Annotated in this window: 15 protein-coding genes and 3 pseudogenes; 8 read left to right on the plus strand and 10 right to left on the minus strand. The window is 68.7% G+C overall.

Annotated elements, in window-relative coordinates; genetic code table 11:
* Window positions 1–2: 2 nt before the first annotated feature.
* Genes OH735_RS36255 through OH735_RS36270 form a run of 4 tightly spaced genes read right to left on the minus strand, consistent with a single transcriptional unit; the run spans window position 3 to window position 3,202 of the window.
* On the minus strand, window positions 3–419 hold the full coding sequence (locus OH735_RS36255) for an ATP synthase subunit C (protein ID WP_406385972.1): 417 nt from the start codon (window positions 417–419) through the stop codon (window positions 3–5).
* The gene (locus OH735_RS36260; RefSeq protein WP_406385974.1) at window positions 416–1,822 is read right to left on the minus strand and encodes a V-type ATPase 116kDa subunit family protein; all 1,407 of its coding nucleotides are present in this window, start codon (window positions 1,820–1,822) and stop codon (window positions 416–418) included. The genes OH735_RS36255 and OH735_RS36260 overlap by 4 nt, the downstream gene beginning before the upstream one ends.
* A complete protein-coding gene (locus OH735_RS36265) occupies window positions 1,809–2,714 on the minus strand; it encodes a hypothetical protein (RefSeq protein ID WP_406385976.1) in 906 nt (301 codons plus the stop codon). The genes OH735_RS36260 and OH735_RS36265 overlap by 14 nt, the downstream gene beginning before the upstream one ends.
* Window positions 2,711–3,202: a hypothetical protein gene (locus OH735_RS36270; protein WP_406385978.1), complete on the minus strand. Its 492-nt coding sequence runs from the start codon at window positions 3,200–3,202 to the stop codon at window positions 2,711–2,713. The genes OH735_RS36265 and OH735_RS36270 overlap by 4 nt, the downstream gene beginning before the upstream one ends.
* Window positions 3,203–3,338: 136 nt before the next feature.
* Here OH735_RS36270 and OH735_RS36275 point away from each other — a divergent pair.
* Window positions 3,339–3,617: pseudogene (locus OH735_RS36275) on the plus strand (histidine kinase); the annotation flags it as partial.
* Between the two features lie 343 nt (window positions 3,618–3,960).
* Here OH735_RS36275 and OH735_RS36280 read toward each other — a convergent pair.
* Window positions 3,961–4,878, minus strand: a complete 918-nt coding sequence (locus tag OH735_RS36280; RefSeq protein ID WP_406386891.1) for a pyridoxamine 5'-phosphate oxidase family protein — start codon at window positions 4,876–4,878, stop codon at window positions 3,961–3,963.
* A 609-nt stretch (window positions 4,879–5,487) separates the two neighbouring features.
* Here OH735_RS36280 and OH735_RS36285 point away from each other — a divergent pair.
* The 3 genes from OH735_RS36285 (at window position 5,488) to OH735_RS36295 (ending at window position 7,286) form a co-directional block, all read left to right on the plus strand.
* Window positions 5,488–5,970 carry a GNAT family N-acetyltransferase gene (locus OH735_RS36285; protein WP_406385979.1) on the plus strand — a complete coding sequence of 161 codons (483 nt, stop codon included), beginning with the start codon at window positions 5,488–5,490 and terminating at the stop codon, window positions 5,968–5,970.
* 504 nt (window positions 5,971–6,474) lie between these two features.
* Window positions 6,475–6,603, plus strand: coding sequence for a hypothetical protein (locus tag OH735_RS36290; protein WP_281277985.1), 129 nt, complete (start codon window positions 6,475–6,477; stop codon window positions 6,601–6,603).
* Window positions 6,600–7,286: a DDE-type integrase/transposase/recombinase gene (locus OH735_RS36295; protein ID WP_406385981.1), complete on the plus strand. Its 687-nt coding sequence runs from the start codon at window positions 6,600–6,602 to the stop codon at window positions 7,284–7,286. Before OH735_RS36290 ends, OH735_RS36295 begins: the two co-directional genes overlap by 4 nt.
* Here OH735_RS36295 and OH735_RS36300 read toward each other — a convergent pair.
* Together OH735_RS36300 and OH735_RS36305 are read right to left on the minus strand one after the other, a co-directional pair.
* A pseudogene (locus OH735_RS36300) lies at window positions 7,188–7,577 on the minus strand (transposase); the annotation flags it as partial. The gene OH735_RS36295 and the pseudogene OH735_RS36300 overlap by 99 nt on opposite strands.
* Before the next feature lie 76 nt (window positions 7,578–7,653).
* The gene (locus OH735_RS36305; RefSeq protein WP_406385983.1) at window positions 7,654–9,195 is read right to left on the minus strand and encodes a M28 family metallopeptidase; all 1,542 of its coding nucleotides are present in this window, start codon (window positions 9,193–9,195) and stop codon (window positions 7,654–7,656) included.
* Window positions 9,196–9,514: 319 nt separating this feature from the next.
* Between OH735_RS36305 and OH735_RS36310 the strand changes: the two are divergent.
* Window positions 9,515–10,189 (plus strand): annotated as a pseudogene (locus tag OH735_RS36310) (ISAzo13 family transposase); the annotation flags it as partial.
* A 157-nt stretch (window positions 10,190–10,346) separates the two neighbouring features.
* Here OH735_RS36310 and OH735_RS36315 read toward each other — a convergent pair.
* Both OH735_RS36315 and OH735_RS36320 read right to left on the minus strand, forming a co-directional pair.
* Window positions 10,347–12,323, minus strand: coding sequence for a multicopper oxidase family protein (locus tag OH735_RS36315; protein ID WP_406385985.1), 1,977 nt, complete (start codon window positions 12,321–12,323; stop codon window positions 10,347–10,349).
* A complete protein-coding gene (locus OH735_RS36320; protein WP_406385986.1) occupies window positions 12,320–12,787 on the minus strand; it encodes a DUF6220 domain-containing protein in 468 nt (155 codons plus the stop codon). The genes OH735_RS36315 and OH735_RS36320 overlap by 4 nt, the downstream gene beginning before the upstream one ends.
* Window positions 12,788–13,076: 289 nt before the next feature.
* On the opposite strand from OH735_RS36320, the gene OH735_RS36325 reads away from it, so the two are divergent.
* Window positions 13,077–13,769 carry a response regulator gene (locus tag OH735_RS36325; protein WP_406385987.1) on the plus strand — a complete coding sequence of 231 codons (693 nt, stop codon included), beginning with the start codon at window positions 13,077–13,079 and terminating at the stop codon, window positions 13,767–13,769.
* A gap of 188 nt (window positions 13,770–13,957) precedes the next feature.
* A complete protein-coding gene (locus OH735_RS36330; protein ID WP_406385988.1) occupies window positions 13,958–14,455 on the plus strand; it encodes a transposase in 498 nt (165 codons plus the stop codon).
* Between the two features lie 59 nt (window positions 14,456–14,514).
* Here the strand turns inward: OH735_RS36330 and OH735_RS36335 are convergent, their stop codons facing one another.
* On the minus strand, window positions 14,515–16,689 hold the full coding sequence (locus OH735_RS36335; protein ID WP_406385989.1) for an MMPL family transporter: 2,175 nt from the start codon (window positions 16,687–16,689) through the stop codon (window positions 14,515–14,517).
* Between the two features lie 233 nt (window positions 16,690–16,922).
* Here OH735_RS36335 and OH735_RS36340 point away from each other — a divergent pair, with 233 nt between their 5' ends.
* Entirely contained in the window at window positions 16,923–18,161 is a 1,239-nt protein-coding gene (locus OH735_RS36340; RefSeq protein ID WP_406385991.1) for a sensor histidine kinase, read from the plus strand.
* Window positions 18,162–18,260 lie beyond the last annotated feature (99 nt).

An 18,260-nucleotide genomic window follows, 5' to 3' on the forward strand; every position in this document is an offset into this window, starting at 1 on the left:
GGTCAGGCCTTGCCCAGCAGCAGGACAGCGACGACCAGCCCGTAGATGGCGATTCCTTCGGCGAGTCCGACGATGACCATGGCCCGGCCGAACAGCTCGGGGCGCTCGCTCATGGCGGCCAGCGCCGCCGCTCCGGTGTAGGCGACGGCGATCGACGCACCGATCGAGGCCCCGGCGACCGCGATCGCGGCGCCGATCAGAGCGGCGGAGTTGGTTCCGGACTCGGCAACCGTGCTGGATGCTGCCCGCGCGACGCCGCCGTTGAGCGCCACCATCAGCAGCGCCAGTGCGCCGCCGAAGAGCAGCGCGTCAGTGGCGATGATCAACCGGAGGGCTGCACGGCCGCGCCGCCGCGCCAGTCGGCGGGTGACGGGAAAGATCACCGCGAGGACAGGAAGGGCGATGAGCCAGGCGATCACGGTGCCACCTCCGTACGTTGCGTGGACACATGCCAAGGGCGGAAGGGACGACCCCAGGTCTCGAAGACCCGGGAGAACAGCTCGTAGAACTCCAGCCGCAGGGCCTGTACGCCCGCGACCAGCGCCTCAAGAGAGAACACAAGGGCATTGCCGACGGTGAAGACCGCCGCAGCCCCTAGCAGCCCGCCCGGACCCGCGTGGGCCAGTGCGGTCGTTCCTCTCCACACGATGTCGCCGAGCGCCGCGTGCGTCAGCCCGAAGGCGGCCAGCCGTGCGAAGGAGACGGTGTTCGAGAAGATCCGCACCACCGCGTCGAAGAGCTGGATCGTAGTCTGCATCGCACCGGGGACCCCGCCGCCGGAAACGGCGAACAGTCCTGAGGCTGCCAGCACGAGACCGCCGGCCGCGATCACGGCTCCCGTGAGGGTGAGGGGCGTGTGGTGCAGATACCCGCCCGCGGCGAGGCCGGCGAGTCCGAGGAAAAGGGCCGAACCCGCGATGCCTGAGACCGCGCACAGCGCCCGCGCCGGGCCGCCCTCCCGCCAGCGGTTGACGATCCCCGCGACGTACGCCAGCGCGAGCAGCACCACGCCGACTGCGACGGCAGCCGTGAGCAGCCGTTCGGGGTGGTCCAGAGGGGCCATCCACAGTACGGGAAGGACCTTCGTCGGACCGAAGAACTCCCCGTAGGCGAAGCCGAACGCCATGCTCGTACCCCCGGCCCCCGCAACGAAGGGCCACATCGCACGGAGCCGTACCAGCCTCCGGGGGCGGCAGCTACGCAGCAGGAGCGCCATCAGGAGCAGCAGGGCACCGTGCCCCGCGTCGCCGAACATCATGCCGAACATCACCACGTAAGCGATCCCGGCCGGCCACGTCGGGTCGACATCGACGTACGGCACTGTCCCGTAGGTGCGCACCAGTGGCGTGAACGAACGATGCACCGGTTCACTGCTGCGCAACAGGGTCGGCGGGTCGACGCCTCGCGGTGGCGTCAACGGCACCAGTACACCGCCGAGATCGACCAACCGCGCGGCCGTCGCCGGGACTTGGGCGGCCGGGCACCAGCCGGCCAGTGCCACCACATTTCCGCGCCGTACAGCGCTGACGACATGCTCCTCAAGTTGCGCCTCGCCCGCCAGCAGATCCGCGTGGCCTTCGCGTTCCAGGGCGTCGAGGTCGGGAGGGGCAGCGGAGAGCGCCGCTTTGGGCGGCTCGGCAAGCAGCCGCTGCAGCCGACGCGCGGCCGGTCCACGCGCGCCCTGCCTGGAGCCCTCGGATCGGTCGATTTCGACGCACCCGGCGTCCGCGAGCCGCACGAGAGTCTCCCGGAGTGCCTCGCGCGGCGCGATGATCGCCACCCGTTGCATGGGAACCGGCTTCGCGGCCTCAGACCAGCGCATCGAACGCCTCCAGCGGCCCGCCGCCCCGTGCGGCCGACTCCAGCGCCGCCCGTACCCGCCAGGCGTCAGTGGAGAGCAACGCGACCGCACCGACAACCGGCGCGGCGTCCAGCCGGGAACCGGTCAGCAGCGCGGAGCCGTCCTGCTCGACCCGCGTCCACCAGTGCGCCTCGGCCCGCCAGAGGTCGGCCGGCTCCTCGACACCGTCCACCGCCCAGCGCGCGGTGCCTGGCAGTTGCCGACGGAAGTCGGCGAAGGCCCCGGCGTGCAGGGCCCCGGAGCCGAGGACCCGGGCAGCGCGCCGAGCGGACGGCTCCGTCAGCCGACGACCGTGAATGAACAGCTCGCGGCCGACCAGCAGGGCAAGGCGCCCTCCCGCCCAGGACGCCGCCTCCGGCACGGCACCGGCCGTGCGGGTGGCGGCCGAGATCCGCAGGCCGATGCCCACCGCCGCCGCCGAGTCGTCCCCCGGATCGCCCCACGCACAGCTGGCCAGCGCGCTCCGCAGCTCGGCCCGCGACCTGGTTTCGGCGAGCCGGGGCCAGGCCGTCGCCAGCCCGCCGAGCCGGTACGGGCTGGGTCTGTCGGCGTCCGTGCCCGACAGCGCGCGCAGGTGCGCGTCCACGTTGGCGACCTCGAACCCGGACGCCAGCACGCGGACTACGCCCGCCCCCTGGCGCGGCAGCCAGCCGGCGAGCACTCGCAGATGCCACAGCAGAGTCGCTGCGACGGAGCGCTGGGCGGCCGCCAGCCCGGCCTCCGTGTCGAGGCCGCGCCGGTACGCCGTAACCGCGAGGTGCCCGAGGGCGTCATCGAGCGTCGCCGCTGCAGCCACCTCCCGGGCGGCACGGGTTCCCAGGCGGCGCGACACCATGGCTCTGGCCCGGGTCACTCCCGCGACCCATCCCGCTCCCACCGGGACCTCCCCCCGGAGAGTCCCCCTGCGGGCACAGCGGAGGCGCCGAATTCCGCGACGTCCGCCACCACGCTGTTGACTAGGAAAGCCATGCGTTGCTGCGCTCGGCGCTGCAGCAGGGCGACTTCGCGCTCCGACTCCGCAAGACAGCGCGCCGCCTCGCTCTTGGCCAGGCCGCTGGCCTGCGCGGCGCTCTCCGCCCGTACCTCACGGGCGCGGATCCGGGCTTGCTTCACGATCTTCTCGGCCTTGTCGGCGGTGGCCCGTCGGTTCTGTTCCACCTGTTGAGCGGCCTCCTCGCGGATCCGCTGTGCCTCGGTCTCGGCCTGCTCCAGGCGAGAGAGCACTGGGACCAGTTCGGCTGAGAGGTCCGCCGAACGATCGGCGGGCACACCCGTAGGGGCCGCCGGGCCCGGCGAGCCGGTCGGACGGAACCGCATCAGGAAGTCCCTGAACGCCGCCACGAGAGCTCCTTAAGGTGTATCCCCATATCAGTGTCCACGGCGGTAACACCGCTGTCGCCCTGGACTGGGCCGATCGGCCCGCACTGATGGGCATGGGTCTCTTCGCAGCTCATCGGGTAGGTGCCCGACCGGCCAAAGAGATCTGCACGACTTGGCCATTCAGCGGCTGTTCGCGACGGGGATGGCGCTGCAGAGCGTGGTGCGGTTCGTGGATCAGCCACAGGCGAGCGAGCGGTGGTTGCGTGCGGTGGATGATCCAGACGAGACCAGCAAGATCATTCGGTCCATCATCTTCGGCCTCCGTGTCCGTGACTCGGGCCGGGCTGGCCAGGGGCTGCGTGCTCGGACGGCGACCGTGGTCGAGCAGGCCGCACGGACCCTGGGCCTCCAGTCGCCGCTGCGGATGGGAGGGCTGGGCCCGCGGGCCGGGCCCTCCCATCCGGGCTGGGCCCGCGGGCCGGCACGGATCGTTCTCGCGTGCCCCTGAGACCGCCGGAACGGGTGTCGAGTTCGGCGTACGGCATGACTCGGTCGAAATCAGCCGTACATGGAAGTCAAGGCTGCCCTGGAGACAGACAAAGCGCCACGGCCACGCGCCGTAAGGCCGGCGTTGTTGCATGTTCGTCGGCGAGCAGGGGCCTGGATCACCAAACCCTCCCTGCCCGAGTCGGTGGGCCCATTCGTCGGGACCACTGTGCGGTGAGGGCTGGATCGTGGTCGTGGAATGCCCGCCGGGCGTCGCGGCAGTCCGCTGTCGATCACTGATCAGCTGGACTGATGCGCCGCCCTGTGAGGCGCGTGGGACGGATCGACACCCATGTGTTGCGTTCGCCCCCTGCCCAGGGCGTGGTGTGGGCGCGATCGGCAAGTTGCCGCAGTGCGTCGGGCTCTGTAACGATCCGCGCAGGGCCTACGGCAAGCACGCTCCAGCCCTGGCTCATGGCCTCGTCCACGTGGTCGACCTCGAATGCGACATCTGTTCCCCCGGCTGTCGCAGGCACTGAGTCAGGCGCGGTCCGGAAAGCGATCGTGCCATCGATGACCTCGTAGTTCACTGGAAAGACTGCCGGGCCATCGGGTGTCGACACCGCGATGCGTCCTACGCCGTGTGTGGAGAGCCGGGCGCGGCATTCGTCGGGGTCCAGGTCCTGCAGCCGGGGGTGCAGGAGCGCCTGGCCCTGGCCGGGTGGCAGATCAATGCCGCCTCCGCGCAGAGCTGCGACGGTGGTACCGAGTGCGTCGGCCAGGCTGATGAGACTCGCCAAACTCGGATCGGCCGGCTGTTGTTCGAGGTATGCCAGGTACTCCGGCGCCATTCTGGCGCGGCGGGCTGTTTCTGCGCGGCTGAGCCCCTGTCGCTCGCGTTCCACGGCCACGCGCCGGCCGATGTCGCCGGGGTTGGGTGCCCCATCGAGTTGGACCTTGGCGGACTCGGCGCCGGCCTCGGCCATGCTCGGCCGGGACGGCTCGCGGGAACTCCCGGGCCGGTGCTCAAGGTGCCGGATATGGGCGTCGGGTCCGGGGAACACGAGCGTCACCTGGTCGGTATCCGACCAGTGCACGTCGTAGGGAGGGGTTCCGTCCTCGTGGTGGAGTCCGACAATCTCGCCGTCGCGCCTGCTGGCGCCGGTGGCCGGGCTTTCGACAACAAGCTGATCGCCGAGGTGAGCTCGCATGATCGCCGCCGTTTCCTCATCATGTTGCTGTACCCAACGTGCCACGCATGGCGTGTCGCCGCACGGGATGAGAAACCGTGATTCCGCGGGGCCGAAGCGGCCGGTACCGGGCCCACGGGTCCACCGACGAGCCGGGCCGGGCCACCTGCGCGGCTCGCGGGTGACAGATCCTGACCCGCTCGGCACCTGACCATTACCAGCCGGCACATCCCGAAAGGAGAAGCCGCCTCTTCTGGACCCCCGCATGTAAGAGCCGGGCCGGGCCCGGCCGACACCAAGCCGATGGAAGAGGAGGAAGTGCTGGACGTCGCAGCCGAGGCGCTGCACGGATGGAGCGTGCGGGGCCGAACCTTTGCGGTCGCCACCGTGGGGTCGACCAGATACCTGGTCTCGACACCGGTACGCAGATTCCTAAGTGGTCGCGTTCGGAAGTCTTTCGGGGGTTGTCTGCAGAGTCGGTGTGGTGCCTGGTGCCCCGGCTTGCCGGATCGCCACTGCGTCTTTCCGAAGGCCGAGTGGCGTCGAGTACCGCTCGAGTGCGGTGGACATGTCGGAGGTCAACGTTGGTGTCGTGGACTTCTCCGCGGGCGTCGCGGCAGACTCCTCGGCATGGTACACCTGCGCGTTCTCACGAAAAGCGACTGGCCGTTGTGGCGGGAGGTTCGCCTCGCTGCGCTGGGCGAGGCACCGCAGGTGTTCAAGGCTCGGCTTGCGGACTGGCACAGCGGCGGGGAGGACCGGTGGCGTGCGCGCTTGGAGATGCCCGGCGCCTACAACATTGTTGCGTTGCTGGGTGGTCGAATGGTCGCGGTGGCCAGCGGCCTTCCTGGGGACAGCGGCGCATGCGAGCTGAGGTCGGTGTGGGTCAGTCCCCAGGCGCGGGGTCGCGGCGTCGGAGACAGGTTGATAGCGGCAGTCGAAACGTGGGCCCTGCAGTCGGGTGCTACGACGCTGAAACTCGCGGTGATCCCGGGCAACGAGCCGGCCATCGCGCTGTATCAGCGCAACGGCTTCGTCGTCGGGGAAGAGCTCGGAGACCTGTTGCCCGATGGTGTGACCAGGGAACGGGTGATGGTGAAGGCGCTTCGCTGACGAGACGACGGGCTCGCGCAGTCAGCTTCTGGGCGAGGGAGGTCTTGGTCGACTCCGGCACAGTGGGCATAGGGCCATCCTGCCTGGCCGCCCGCGACAGTGGTGCGGCAGGCTGCAGCCGGTAAGATCCACTTCTGCTGATCGGCCTGTCTGCCTTGCCCGTTGCCGCCGCCTGCCCGATATCGCTGACCGCCTCGCAGAGGCGCCGGCTGAAGAAGATGGCCTACGGCCACAAGACTCCCCATCAGGCCCGGGTGCGCGCGAACGTCGTGCTCCACGCGGCACGGGGCCGCTCCAACGATCCGCACAGCCCTCTCACGGAACTCCGCGTCGAACTTCCGCCTCTTCTCCGCCATGACTCCCAACTTCCCCTGCAGTCAGGGTCTCTACGCTACGAGGGAAGACTCAGTCCACTCGGGAACGCTGCACAGCTGGGTGTCGCGGTGGCGGCGCAACGGGTCGGCGTCATCCGACCGGCCGGCCGAGCCCGCGCCGGGTGATCGGATGCGCGAGGCGGAGCGGGCCGAGCTGGAGCGGCTGCGGCGGGAGATGAGTGAGAAGAACAAGCGGATACGCGAGCTGGAGATGGAGCGTGATGTCCTCAAACGCTGCATGGTCTTGTGGGTGAAGTGACCGAGACGGACCCGGCCGCCCCGGCCGCGTTCATCGGTGACCAGAGGACCGGGCACCGTGTCCCGCACCGTCTGGCCTGCCAGGTCCTGGAAGTGTCGGAGTCCTGGTTCTACAAGTGGCGCGACAAGCCCACCACTGCGCGTGAGGTCCGGCGCGGACAGTTGGCCGACGCGATCCGGCAAGTCTTCGAAGGCTCCGGAGGCACCTGCGGTTCCCCGAAGGTCTGGCTCGTCCTGGTCCGCGAGGGCCGGCGCGTCCCGGTGAACACCGTGGCCCGGCTGATGGCCGAACTCGGCCTGGCCGGGCGGAAGATCCGTCGGCGGCGTGGGCTGACCGGGTCCGGCGAACGGCCGGCCGCCCCGGACTTCGTGCGGCGGGACTTCACCGCGGACGCTCCGGACCAGGTGTGGTGCGGCGACATGACAGAGATCACCACCGGTGAGGGCAAGCTCTACCTGGCCACCGTCATCGACCTGTTCTCACGCCGCTGGCTCGGCTACGCGATGGGCGAGCGGCGTGACGCCGACCTCGTCGCAGCCGCCTTGCACCTGGCCGCGGCCACCCGGGGCGGCGACGCCAGGGGCGTGACGGTTTCCGCTGGTCAGCGAGATGGTCAGGGGTGTTCCGTGCCGGTCGGTGATCAGGTGGTGCTTGCCGCCCGGGCGTGCGCGGTCGACCGGTGAAGGTCCGGTGTGAGCCCCCTTGAGGGTCCTGACATGAGAGCCGTCGACTGCCGCGTCATCCATTTCCGGCAGACCCGCCGCACGCAGCTTTGTCAGAAGGACCTCGTGCAGACGGGGCCACACACCAGCCTCGGTCCAGTCCCGCCGCCGCCAGGACGTCACGCCACTGCAGCCGATCCTCTCCGCGGGTACATCCGCCCAGCTCACGCCCTTGCACAGCACGTAAACGATCCCATGTAGGGCAGCCCGGTCATCCGCCGACAACCGGCCCGGATATCGCCGTCGCCGCGGCGACTGCGCCTCCCGCCGCAGCATCGAAGGGGAGGGCCGGACAGTCCAGCCCTCCCCTCCACGTGTGTACCGGGAGTTACTCGGTGACCTCGTGGTCGTGGCCCTCGTGCAGGCCACCGCCGCTGCCTGCCGAACCCGTGGTGTTCTGCGGCGCCACCGGCTTGCTCAGAAGGCTGGTGTCCCAGGCGTACTGGCCCACCGCGTTGGCGATGACGTCGACGTTGACGTCGAACGCCTTCATGTTGATGTTTTGCAGGGTGTCGCAAGCGGCGTGGTAGCAGGCGTCGTACGCGACACCGGCCTTACCGCCGTACGCCTTTGCCTGCTCGGCCGTCTTGATGCCCTCGGCACCGGTGAAGGTGCCGCCCGAGGGGATGCCCACCTCGATGAACGGCCCGTAGTCCGACCGGCCGGTGAAGTCGGTGCCCTCGTGCGGGATGCCCTGGCTGTCCAGGTAGTCGGTGATCTGCCGCTCCAACTGCGCCGAGCCCTCTGGGCCGGGGCCGGCACCGACCTGGTCGGAGTCGTCGCCGTCGTAGACGAACTGGGCGTAGTTCGGCGAGGCGATCATGTCGAAGTTCAGGTACAGCTTGACCTTCGCAAGGTCCGCCGCCGAGAGGCTGTTGACGTACGCCTCCGAGCCCAGCAGGCCGAACTCCTCAGCCGACCACCAGGCAAAGCGCACCTTGTTCTTGACGTTCTCGTGGGCGAGGTTCAGGGCCACATCGAGGATACCAGCGGAGCCGGAGCCGTTGTCATTGATGCCCGGGCCGGCCTCCACCGAGTCCAGGTGGGCGCCGAACATCACCACGTTGTCGGCGTCGCCGCCCTTGGTCTCGGCGATCACGTTGTAGGTGTGCCGGGTCTCCGCGAAGGTGCGGATCTCCAGGTTGACGGTCACTGCGCCGGCGGCGGCCTTGGCCGCGAGCGCCTCGCCGTCCGCCTGTGTGACGCCGCCGGCCGGGATCTTGGCGACGGACGGGTCTCCCAGGGTGCCGTTGAGCGCGCCCTCGGTGTTGTTGTAGATGATCGCGCCGACCGCGCCCGCACCGGCGGCGATCTCCTGCTTCTGCGCAAAGGCGCAGCCGCCGCGCTTGATCAGCGCAATCTTGCCGGTGAAGGTCCCGGGGGCGTAGTCCTCCGACTCGCAGCCGGTGGTGTCGTTGACCGGCACCACCGCGACCGGGGCGGTGATGCCGCCGACCGGGCTGCTGGCGGAGTACGTCATGGCGATCAACGGGACGTCCTGCTGCTGCGGCGACACCACCCGCAGGCTCTGCGCCAGCGTCTGGGTGAACGGGTAGTCGAACTCGTTCCGGGTCACCGAGTACCCGGCCTTCCTCAGCAGACCTTCGACGTACTCGGCCGACTGCCGGTGCCCCTCCGACCCGGCCACCCGGGTGTTCCCGTTCTTGTCAGCGATCTGCTGGAACTGGTTCAAATGCTCGTAGGCATTCTCGGCGTTGCTCTTCTTGACGAGCTTCTTTGCGAGCTTGGCAGCCTCCTTGGCAGGGTCGCTGTGGGCGGAGGCGGTGCCCGATCCGATCAGCAGCAGCGGCGCTATGAGCCCTGCGACGGATACGGCGGCTACCGTGGTGCGGCGGTTCCGAGCGTTCAAAGCGCTTCCTTCCGGCGGTCCATGAGAATATGCGTAATGGCCGAAAACGGGCCGAACGACGTACGGCGGGTACTCCGGGGCAGGCAGGGACGGCCGGATCGCTCCGCCCCCTGTCACCGGCAAGGAGAAAGGTATCTGCTCAGTAAACGATTGGTAATGGGTTGACGGGAATCTTTGCCGTCGGAGCCGTCCGTGCGCGGTACCGAGCATGCCGATCGGCCGCTGACCCAACCGAAGTTGGCTGGAAGTCACCGGTGCTGACTGAGCGCTTGCGGAGAATCAAGGTGTTGCTTCCCGTCCTGAAACTCGTTGGTTTGGTATGCGCATCCCGGATGAGGCTCGTACCCAACTCGCTGTGAAGTTCGCGGTATTGCTTCCGCATCTGGATGAGCGGCAGCGGCGGCTGTTGATGGCTGCGGAGGCCCGGGTACCGGGGCACGGCGGTGTCCGGGTCGTGGCGCAGTCCGCCGCAGTCAGCGAGACGACCGTCCGCAAGGGGGTGTTCGAACTCGAGGCGGGTGAGGAGCCGCTGGGGCGGGTGCGTCGTCCGGGCGGGGGCCGCAAACGGGTCGCGGATCTGGATCCGGGTCTGCGGCCGGCACTGCTGGCGCTGGTCGAACCGGATGTGCGGGGCGATCCGATGTCGTCGCTGCGGTGGACGGTGAAGTCCACCCGCACGCTTGCGCGGGAGCTGACCCGGGCCGGACATCGCGTCAGTGCCGCACCGTCGCCGGCCTATTGCCGGCGGAAGGCTTCAGTCTGCAGGGCCAATGCCAAGACGATCGAGGGCAGCCGGCCCGCGGATCGGGACGCCCGGTTCCGCTGCCTCAACGAGCAGGCCCGCGAGCACCGGGATACCGGCCAGCCGGTGATCAGCGTGGACACCAGGAAGAAGGAACTCGTCGGCGACTTCAAGAATCACGGCCGCCAGTGGCGGCCCGCGGGTGACCCGGTGCCGGTGCACGTCCACGACTTCGCCGACCTGCACCTCGGCAACGAGGCCCTGCGCAACTCGCCGGCACGCCCTCGGTCCTGGCGGTTGTCCTCCTCCCGCTCGTCGCCTGCTCGCGCGAAAACGGCGGGACCGCACCGTCGCGCTGCTCCGCCCGCAGTGACACCGCCGACGGCACCGGTCACGGTGCCGCCGACTCCTACCGGTGACTGGCGTGTGCGTCTCCGAAGGGCGTGGTGACTCCGTCGTAGGAGACGCGCAGCATCATCCCCTGCTCGGCGTGGGGCAGGTTGTGGCAGTGATTCATCCAGATCCCGGGGTTGTCGGCTTTGAACGCCACCTCCCAGACTTCTCCCGCCCGCACGTCGAACGTGTCCACCCACAGGGGACTGCCGGATGAGGGCGTCCCGTCCCTGGACAGGATCAGCACGGGATGGCCGTGCAGATGCCAGGGGTGGGTCTCCAGGCTTCGGTTGACGACCTTGAACCGGACGACATCGCCTTCGGCGACCAGCAGGTCCGGGATCGATGGGTGCCCCAGCCCGTTGACCGTCTGTGCGTAGGCCGGCCGGCCGTCGACCATGGCGACCGCGCGGTCCAGGACGAGGGCGAAGTCCCGGTCGGCGGCGTCCGGATCGAACGGGGCACAAGCAGGCGTTCCGTACCGCAGGAGATCGAGCTCCGGCCAGTCGGAGGTGTCCTTGATCCGCGGCTCGCGTTCGGCGTCGTCCGGGCGCAGCCACACCCCGGTGTCGCGGTCGTTGTCGAGCACCAGCGCGACGGCCGTGTCCGGCATGACGAACACCAGGTCGTAGCGCCCGCCGGCGGGCAGCCGCACGCTCATGTCACGGACCTGCTCGGGATGGTTGAGGTCGCGGCCGTCGACGGCCGCGACCCGGAACTGCGTCCCGGCCAGCGTCAGCCGGTGCGGATCCGAATCGGTGTTGATCAGCCGCAGCCGTACCGCCATACCGGGGGCCGCGGTGTGTGCGGTGCGCCTGTCCTGATCCCCAACGACCACGGTGCCGGCGAACGTGTGCACGGGCAGCGTGAGGTCGAGCTGCTGCCGGCCGGAGCCTTCACCCGGCGGCTGTCCGTCTCGTGGTGTGACGACGAGTGTCCCGTACAGTCCCTTGCGCACGCCGGGGTCCGATGCCTCGTGGGTGTGGTACCAGTAGGTGCCCACCTGGTCGGCGCGGAATCGGTAGACGAACTCCTCACCAGGTGCCACCGGACGCTGTGTCAGGTCCGGCGCACCGTCCTCACCGCACGGCACGTCGTAGCCGTGCCAATGCAGTGTGACTCCGTCCTCGATGTCGCTGTTGCGCAGCGTCACCTCGATCAGATCGCCCTCGGTGGCCTTGATCGCCGGGCCCGGTACCTGGCCGTTGTACGTCCACGCGTCGATCTCACGTCCGGACGCCAGTCGTACGGTGGCCTTCTTCGCGGTGAGCACGTGCCGGCGCCTGGCACCGCCGGGAGACGGACTCGCGAGGCCGCGCAGATCTGCCACCGACAGTGCCTGATGGGAGCTGGACGAGTGAGCGGGGCCGCCTCCGGTGACGACGGAGTCGGTGGGTCGGAACAGCAGGCCGACGCCTGTGCCCCCCGCGCCCACGACACCGGCTCCGACTGCGGTGTTGACGAACCGCCGCCGGGTGAAAGCGGCATGACGGTCCGTCTCCGCGCGCCCCCCGTCGTCTGCCTCTCGCGCCACGACATGGGTGGTCAGCACGGCGCCGGCTGACACCAGCGAGACCGTGATCAGCGCAGTCGACCAGCTGAGGGGGTACCCGGCGAGGAAGGTCACCACGAGGCCGGCCAGCGCGGCGTAAGCGGCGGTGAACAGCGAGACGACGCAGCCTGCCGGCAGGCGTTCGTCGGCCGCCTTTCTCGCCGCCCGCAGCCGAGGCCCCGCGATGAGCACCGCGGCCACCCCGGCGACGCCGAGCAACGGAAGCCCCAGCAGCACCTTTTCCGCTACGAACCACCAGCCGCGGTCGGCCAGGACCGACACGGTGGCAGCCCGGGCGAGCGTGACCAGGACAGCTGCGATGAGCAGTCCGAATCCGAGCTGGTGGCGCCGGAGGGCCGCCGCGACGCCGGCCCCGAACCACGATACGACGCCCAGCAGGGCGACGGCGTGGTCCAGGAGAATCAACTGGGCCGTGGTCACTGAGCGGATCCCGAGGTGGGTCCGGCAGCTCGGGCATCGTCACCGGCGGCCCGCGCGGTGGATGCCGAGGAGTTCGACAGCTCTCGCGCCTGGCGGTGGGTCCTGACGGCCACGGCCACCATGATCAGCGCGTTCACCGCGTGCAGGCCGAAGACGAGTTGACCCGCGGTCGTGGTGTCGTCCGTGTCACCGAATGCCTTGGCGATGGTCGCGATCACAGGTTGAGCAATCCCCAGCCCGGCGAGCAGACCGGTCATGCCAACGAGCCGACCGGGCATGCGGGCCAGCGCGGCGGTCAGCGTCGTGACGAGCGCAAGGAGGACGATCATGTAGCCCAGCGCCCGGTGCGGCCGGAAGGACTCGTCGTTGGGCGCGGTGTCGAACGCTCCGCTGCCGGCCAGGAAGAACTGCACTGCGATCGCGAGCACGAGCACTGCCGCCAGTCCGGCGATGGTTTTACGCATCGAAGAGCGCCCCTCGGGTTGGTGTGGTCACGGACGTGCTTGTTTGCGTCGGCGGGTTCACGAAGGGATCGTCGCGTCGACGACCCGGAACGTCCTCCGATAGCGGATGGCTGTGCGTACGCAGATCTGCGTACGCCATGGGCGTTCGATCGCGCTCTGCGCCGTAGAGGATTACGGATGGACGAGTACTCGGCGTTAACCGCCCCGGCAGTATGATCCTGGGTATGCAACGCAGAGCCACGGTGTTGGCAAGCATGCGATCCCTGACGCCGACCGGAACGGTGCGGCTATGAACGCGACAGGCACGTCCTCGCTCGGCGACGCTCCGATCAAAGTTCTGCTCGCCGATGACGAGCGTCTCGTGCGATCCGGGTTCAAGGTACTGATCGACGTCGAGGACGACATCGAGGTGGTCGGGGAGGCCACCGACGGTGCCGAGGCCGTCGAGCGGGCCCGTGCGACCCGCCCCGACGTTGTGCTCATGGACATCCGGATGCCGAAGCTCGACGGGATCCAGGCAACCAGCCAGATCGTCAAGACGCATGGGCTTCAGCATGTCCGGGTCCTGATCCTCACCACCTATGAGACCGACTCGTACGTCTTCGAAGCACTGCAGGCCGGCGCAAGCGGCTTCATGCTCAAGGACGCGGGACCGGCCGAACTCCTCCATGCCATCCGCGTCGTCGCCGCCGGAGACGCGTTGCTCGCCCCGCGGATCACCCGCCGCCTGATCGCCCAGTTCACCGCGCAACGGGTCGCCACGCAGGCCGGCGAGGACCGGCTGGCGGTCCTGACGCAGCGCGAACGTGAAGTGCTGGCTCTGGTCGGACAGGGCCTGAGCAACGACGAGATCGGCACCGGGCTGTGCCTGAGCCCGGCCACCGCGCGCACCCACGTCAGCCACGCGATGGTGAAACTGGGTGCGCGGGACCGCGCACAACTGGTCGTCATCGCCTATCGGACAGGGCTCGTCAGCCCTTAGCTTGACTCTGTCGGGGATCTTGGAGTTTCCCGGTGCGGCAGCATGATCAAGGGGCATGCTCGGGACTGTTTCGAAGGTCGATGCAGTTATCGAGGTGTCCGTTGTCGCTCCGTCCTCGTTCCGGTGAGCAGATTCCTTCTCTGACTGCGCGGGTTGCTCGGGCGCGCAACCCGGGCGGTACGTCGGCGATGTGGGTGAGAGACCGGCTGGACGGGCTGTGGTGCGACGAGGACTTCGCCGGCTGGTACCCGCGCGACGGGCGTCCGGGCCTCATACCCGCCCAGTTGGCCACCGTCTGTGTGCTGCAGTTTCTGCTTGACTTATCGGACCGGCAGGCTGCCGAGGCGGTGCGCTGCCGCATCGACCTCACATACGCGCTGGCCATGGAGTTGGACGATCCCGGATTCCACCACAGCGTGCTGGCCGACTTTCGCGAGCGTCTCGCCCAGGACGACCGTGCCGACCGGCTGCTCGATCTCGCGCTGGCCCGTCTCAAGGCCGCCGGACTCGTGCGTGAACGCACCACGCAGCAGGGCCACCCCGGACACGGCCCGGCCGGAGCCACCGCTGTCCTGTGCGGCTGCCGGTGCGGCAAGTGCCAGCACCCCGAGCAGGGCTGTCGGTGCGGCGGTGAGCAAGCGACGGACGGACATGGAGTTTCTTGCCCATGCTTGATGCGTATCTGAGAAAGCGCAGGTGGGTCAGCCTGGATCCACAGTGACGGTGGATCCAGGCTGACGGAGGGTCAGACCTTGACCCCTCCCTCGACCTCAGCCGGGGGTGCCGAGACCGTCTTCGGTGCCCAGCGTCCGGGCATCCACCAGTTGGCCTTGCCGAACAGTTCCATCACCGCGGGCATCAGAACCATCCGCACGATGGTGGCGTCGATGAACACGGCGATGGCCATGCCCACGGCCCCCTGCTTGACTGCGACGTCGGGCCCGAACACGGAGGTCATGAAGACGGCGATCATGATGGCGGCCGCGGCCGTGATGACCCTGGCGGTCCGTGCCAGCCCGCGGGTGACGGACAGCCGGGTGTCGCCGGTTCGCTCGTACTCCTCACGGATCCGCGAGATCAGGAATACCTGGTAGTCCATCGACAGGCCGAACAGGACCGGGAACATCGTCATCGGCACCCAGCTCGTGACCGGCATCTCGGTGGGGAAGCCGAAGGCCGTGCCGAGCCATCCCCACTGCACGATCGCGACCACCACACCGAAGGCGGCGCCGATCGAGAGCGCGTTCATCACCGCGGCCTGCAGGGCGATCGTGACCGACCGGACCAACGCGAGCATCAGCACCATGGACAGCGCGATGACGACCCCGATCATCAGCGGCAGACGTTCGGCGGATTCCTCGGAGACATCGATGACGCTGGCGTTCGGTCCGCCGATGAGGACAGTTTCACCACCGGGCGTCTCGGGCAGCACATCGTCGCGGAGCTTGTGCACCAGGTCCGCGGTCGCTTCGTCCTGGTATCCGGTCGTGGGGAAGGCCGTGAAGGTGGCGGCCTGCCCGTCCTTGCTGACCTGGGGCGGCGTGGCCTGGGCGATGCCCTCGGTCTTGCTGACCGCTGCGACAACAGGACTCAGATCGGCGTTCGCGGAGTCGACCTCGGTGGCGAAGATCAGCGGTGCTCCGAAGCCCGGACCGAAGCCCTCGGAGAGGATCTTGTACGAGATGTAGCTGCTCCGGTCGTGGGGCTGGACACTGGCGTCGGGCTGGCTCAGCCGCATATCCAGCATGGGGGCGGCCAGCACCAGCAGGAACCCGCCGGCCAGGGTCGCAGCAATCAGCGGCCTGCGCTGCACCACGCCGGCCCAACGCTCGGCGGGAGTACGGCGCTGGGACTGGGCATCGACCGGCTGGTTCCGGCGGGACGCGCGACGAGGCAGGCGCAGCGAGTTGATCTTGTAGCCGGTGAACCCCAGGAGCGCCGGCAGCAGGGTCACCGCGGCGATCATCGTCAACAGCACCGCGATGGACGTGGCGATGGCTACCCCGGTCATCAGCCGCTGTCCCATGACGATCAGGCCCAGCAACGCGATCACGACGGTCAGGCCGGCGAACAGCACCGCGCGACCGGAGGTGGTGATGGCCGTGACGGTTGCGGTCTCGGGGTCATCGCCGTCCCGCAGGCCGTCCTTGTAGCGGGTCACGATGAACAGGGCGTAGTCGATGCCCACACCGAGCCCGATCATCGCGCCGAAGATCACAGTGAAGCTCGGCGCGGGGACCACGTGCCCCACCAGCTTGATCAGCGCGAGGCCGGCCGCGAGTGCCAGCAGGGCGGTCACGATCGGCAGGCCCATCGCCACCAGCGACCCGAAGGCGATGAACAAGATCACCGCTGCCGCCAGGATGCCCACACTTTCGGCCGGACCCTGCTTGGGGGTCTCGGCCTTTTCCGCCATGTACCCGCCGAGCCCGAGGGTGACGCTGTCGTCGGAGGCGTCCTTGACCACGTCCACCAAGGGCTTGACGTCGCTCTTTTCCACCTCCTTGTCGGTCAGCGGGATGGTCATACGGGCGATACGACGATCCTTCGTCACCAGGTTCGCGTCCTGGTATGGCGAGACCACCGGCCCGGTGATGGACGAGTCGGAGATTTCGGCGACGACCTTCTCGATTTCCTGTCGGGCGGCAGGGGCATCAATTCCCTTGTCCGCCTTGATCGCGAGGGTCAGCGTGTCCCCTGACCGTTCGGGAAAGTGCTTCTGAATCAGCTCCTGCGCCTTGGCCGACCCGGAGTCTCCGCCGGAAAAGTTGTCGTCGGAGGCGGCGCCGAAATTGAAGCCGACGAACGCCACGACGATCACACCGACGATCCAGGTCAGCAGGACCAGGCGGCGGCGGCGGAAACAGAAGCGACCCAGTCCCGCCAGAGCTCCATCCGTACGTGGAGACTCGGTTGTCATCATCTGCTCCTCAGTGGTTGAGCCTTGCGGCATGGCTCGCTTCTCGATATTGGGGAGGTTGATCGGTCACAACGGCGATCGTCCCGCAGGCGAGGAGGCCCTGGCCTCTGACGACGGATGGTGATGCCTACGCAATCGGGCGTATCCTGCTGTGCCCCGCTGCGCCTGTCGACGTAGCAAGTCGCGCGTCTGAGCGGAGCGTTGTCCGTGGACCCGAACAGTAGGATCACGGTATGAAACTCTGCCCCGGGTCGTTCTCGCTGCGGGTGCTGACCCAAGACGTGCTGCTCGCGCTCTTCGTCACCGTGATGCAGGTGCAGGGAACGGTCGCCCTCGCCGCCGCCAGGGGGACAGAACAGCGTTCGCTCGCCGACTTCGGATACCTTGGATACGCGTTGCTGGTGGTGGGTGGCCTGGTCGTGGTCGTCCGCCGCGTGTGGCCCGTTCTGGTGTTCGTCACCGCCGTAGTCGCCAGCTTGGTGTATTACGCCCTCGAGTTCCCCGACGGCTACGGCTGGCTCGGACTCATGATCGCCCTGTACACCGTCGCCGCCTACGGTGACGGGCGCCGGTCATTGGCGATCGCCGGCGTGGGCACCGTGATCCTGGCCAGCGGGTGGCTGTTCGCATCGGCCGACGTAGAACCGCGCGAGGCCATCGGCTGGGTGTTCTTCCGCATCGGTGTGACGGTCATGAGCACGACTCTCGGCGAGTCCGTCCGGTCCCGGCGGGTCATCGCTGCCGACGCTCAAGAGCGTGCGGAACTGGCGGAACGGACCCGGGAGGAAGAAGCACGCGCACGGGTCGATGCCGAGCGGCTCCGGATCGCGCGCGAAGTCCACGACACCGTCGCTCACGCCATAGCGATCATCAACGTACAGTCCGGGGTCACCGCGCACGTGCTCGACAAGAGACCGGAACACGCACGCGAAGCGTTGCAGACCATCGAGCAGACAAGTGCCCGGACGCTCCAGGAGATGCGAGCCATCCTCGGCGTTCTCCGTGGCGACAACGACGACCCCGTGCCGCACGCCGGCCTGGAACAGATCGACGACCTCACCGCCGAGGCACGCGCCGCCGGACTGGACGTCACGCTCGAAGTGGACTCGCCCGCAGCGCCGTTGCCGAGTGCGGTGGACAGTGCCGCCTACCGGATTCTCCAGGAGTCGATCACCAACATCATCCGGCACACCGGCCCGACTCAGGTCACGGTCGCGGTGAACCCGGGGATCGACCACCTGGAGATCCGCGTCACCGACCAGGGCCGCGCCGGTCCCCATAGCGTCCCCGCGCGTCGGCCGTCCGGCAACGGCACGGGCACGGGCAAGCGGGACAAGTCCGGCCGCGGGATCCTGGGCATGCGCGAGCGCTGTCAACTGCTCGGCGGAGATTTCAACGCAGAGCCGACTCCGGGCGGGGGGTTCGAGGTCACGGCACGGCTGCCCCTCATACCGACCGGTTCGCTCCTTTGACCCCGGCTATTCATCGGAATTGGGCGAGCTGACGTCCTGACAGTAGAAAGGTGCCGCTGACCTGCAAGGGTGCGAGTGTCTAGGCCGTATCCGGTGCTG

Origin of the sequence: Streptomyces sp. NBC_01618 (assembly GCF_045209435.1) — a bacterium.
In the GTDB taxonomy this organism is placed as follows: domain Bacteria; phylum Actinomycetota; class Actinomycetes; order Streptomycetales; family Streptomycetaceae; genus Streptomyces.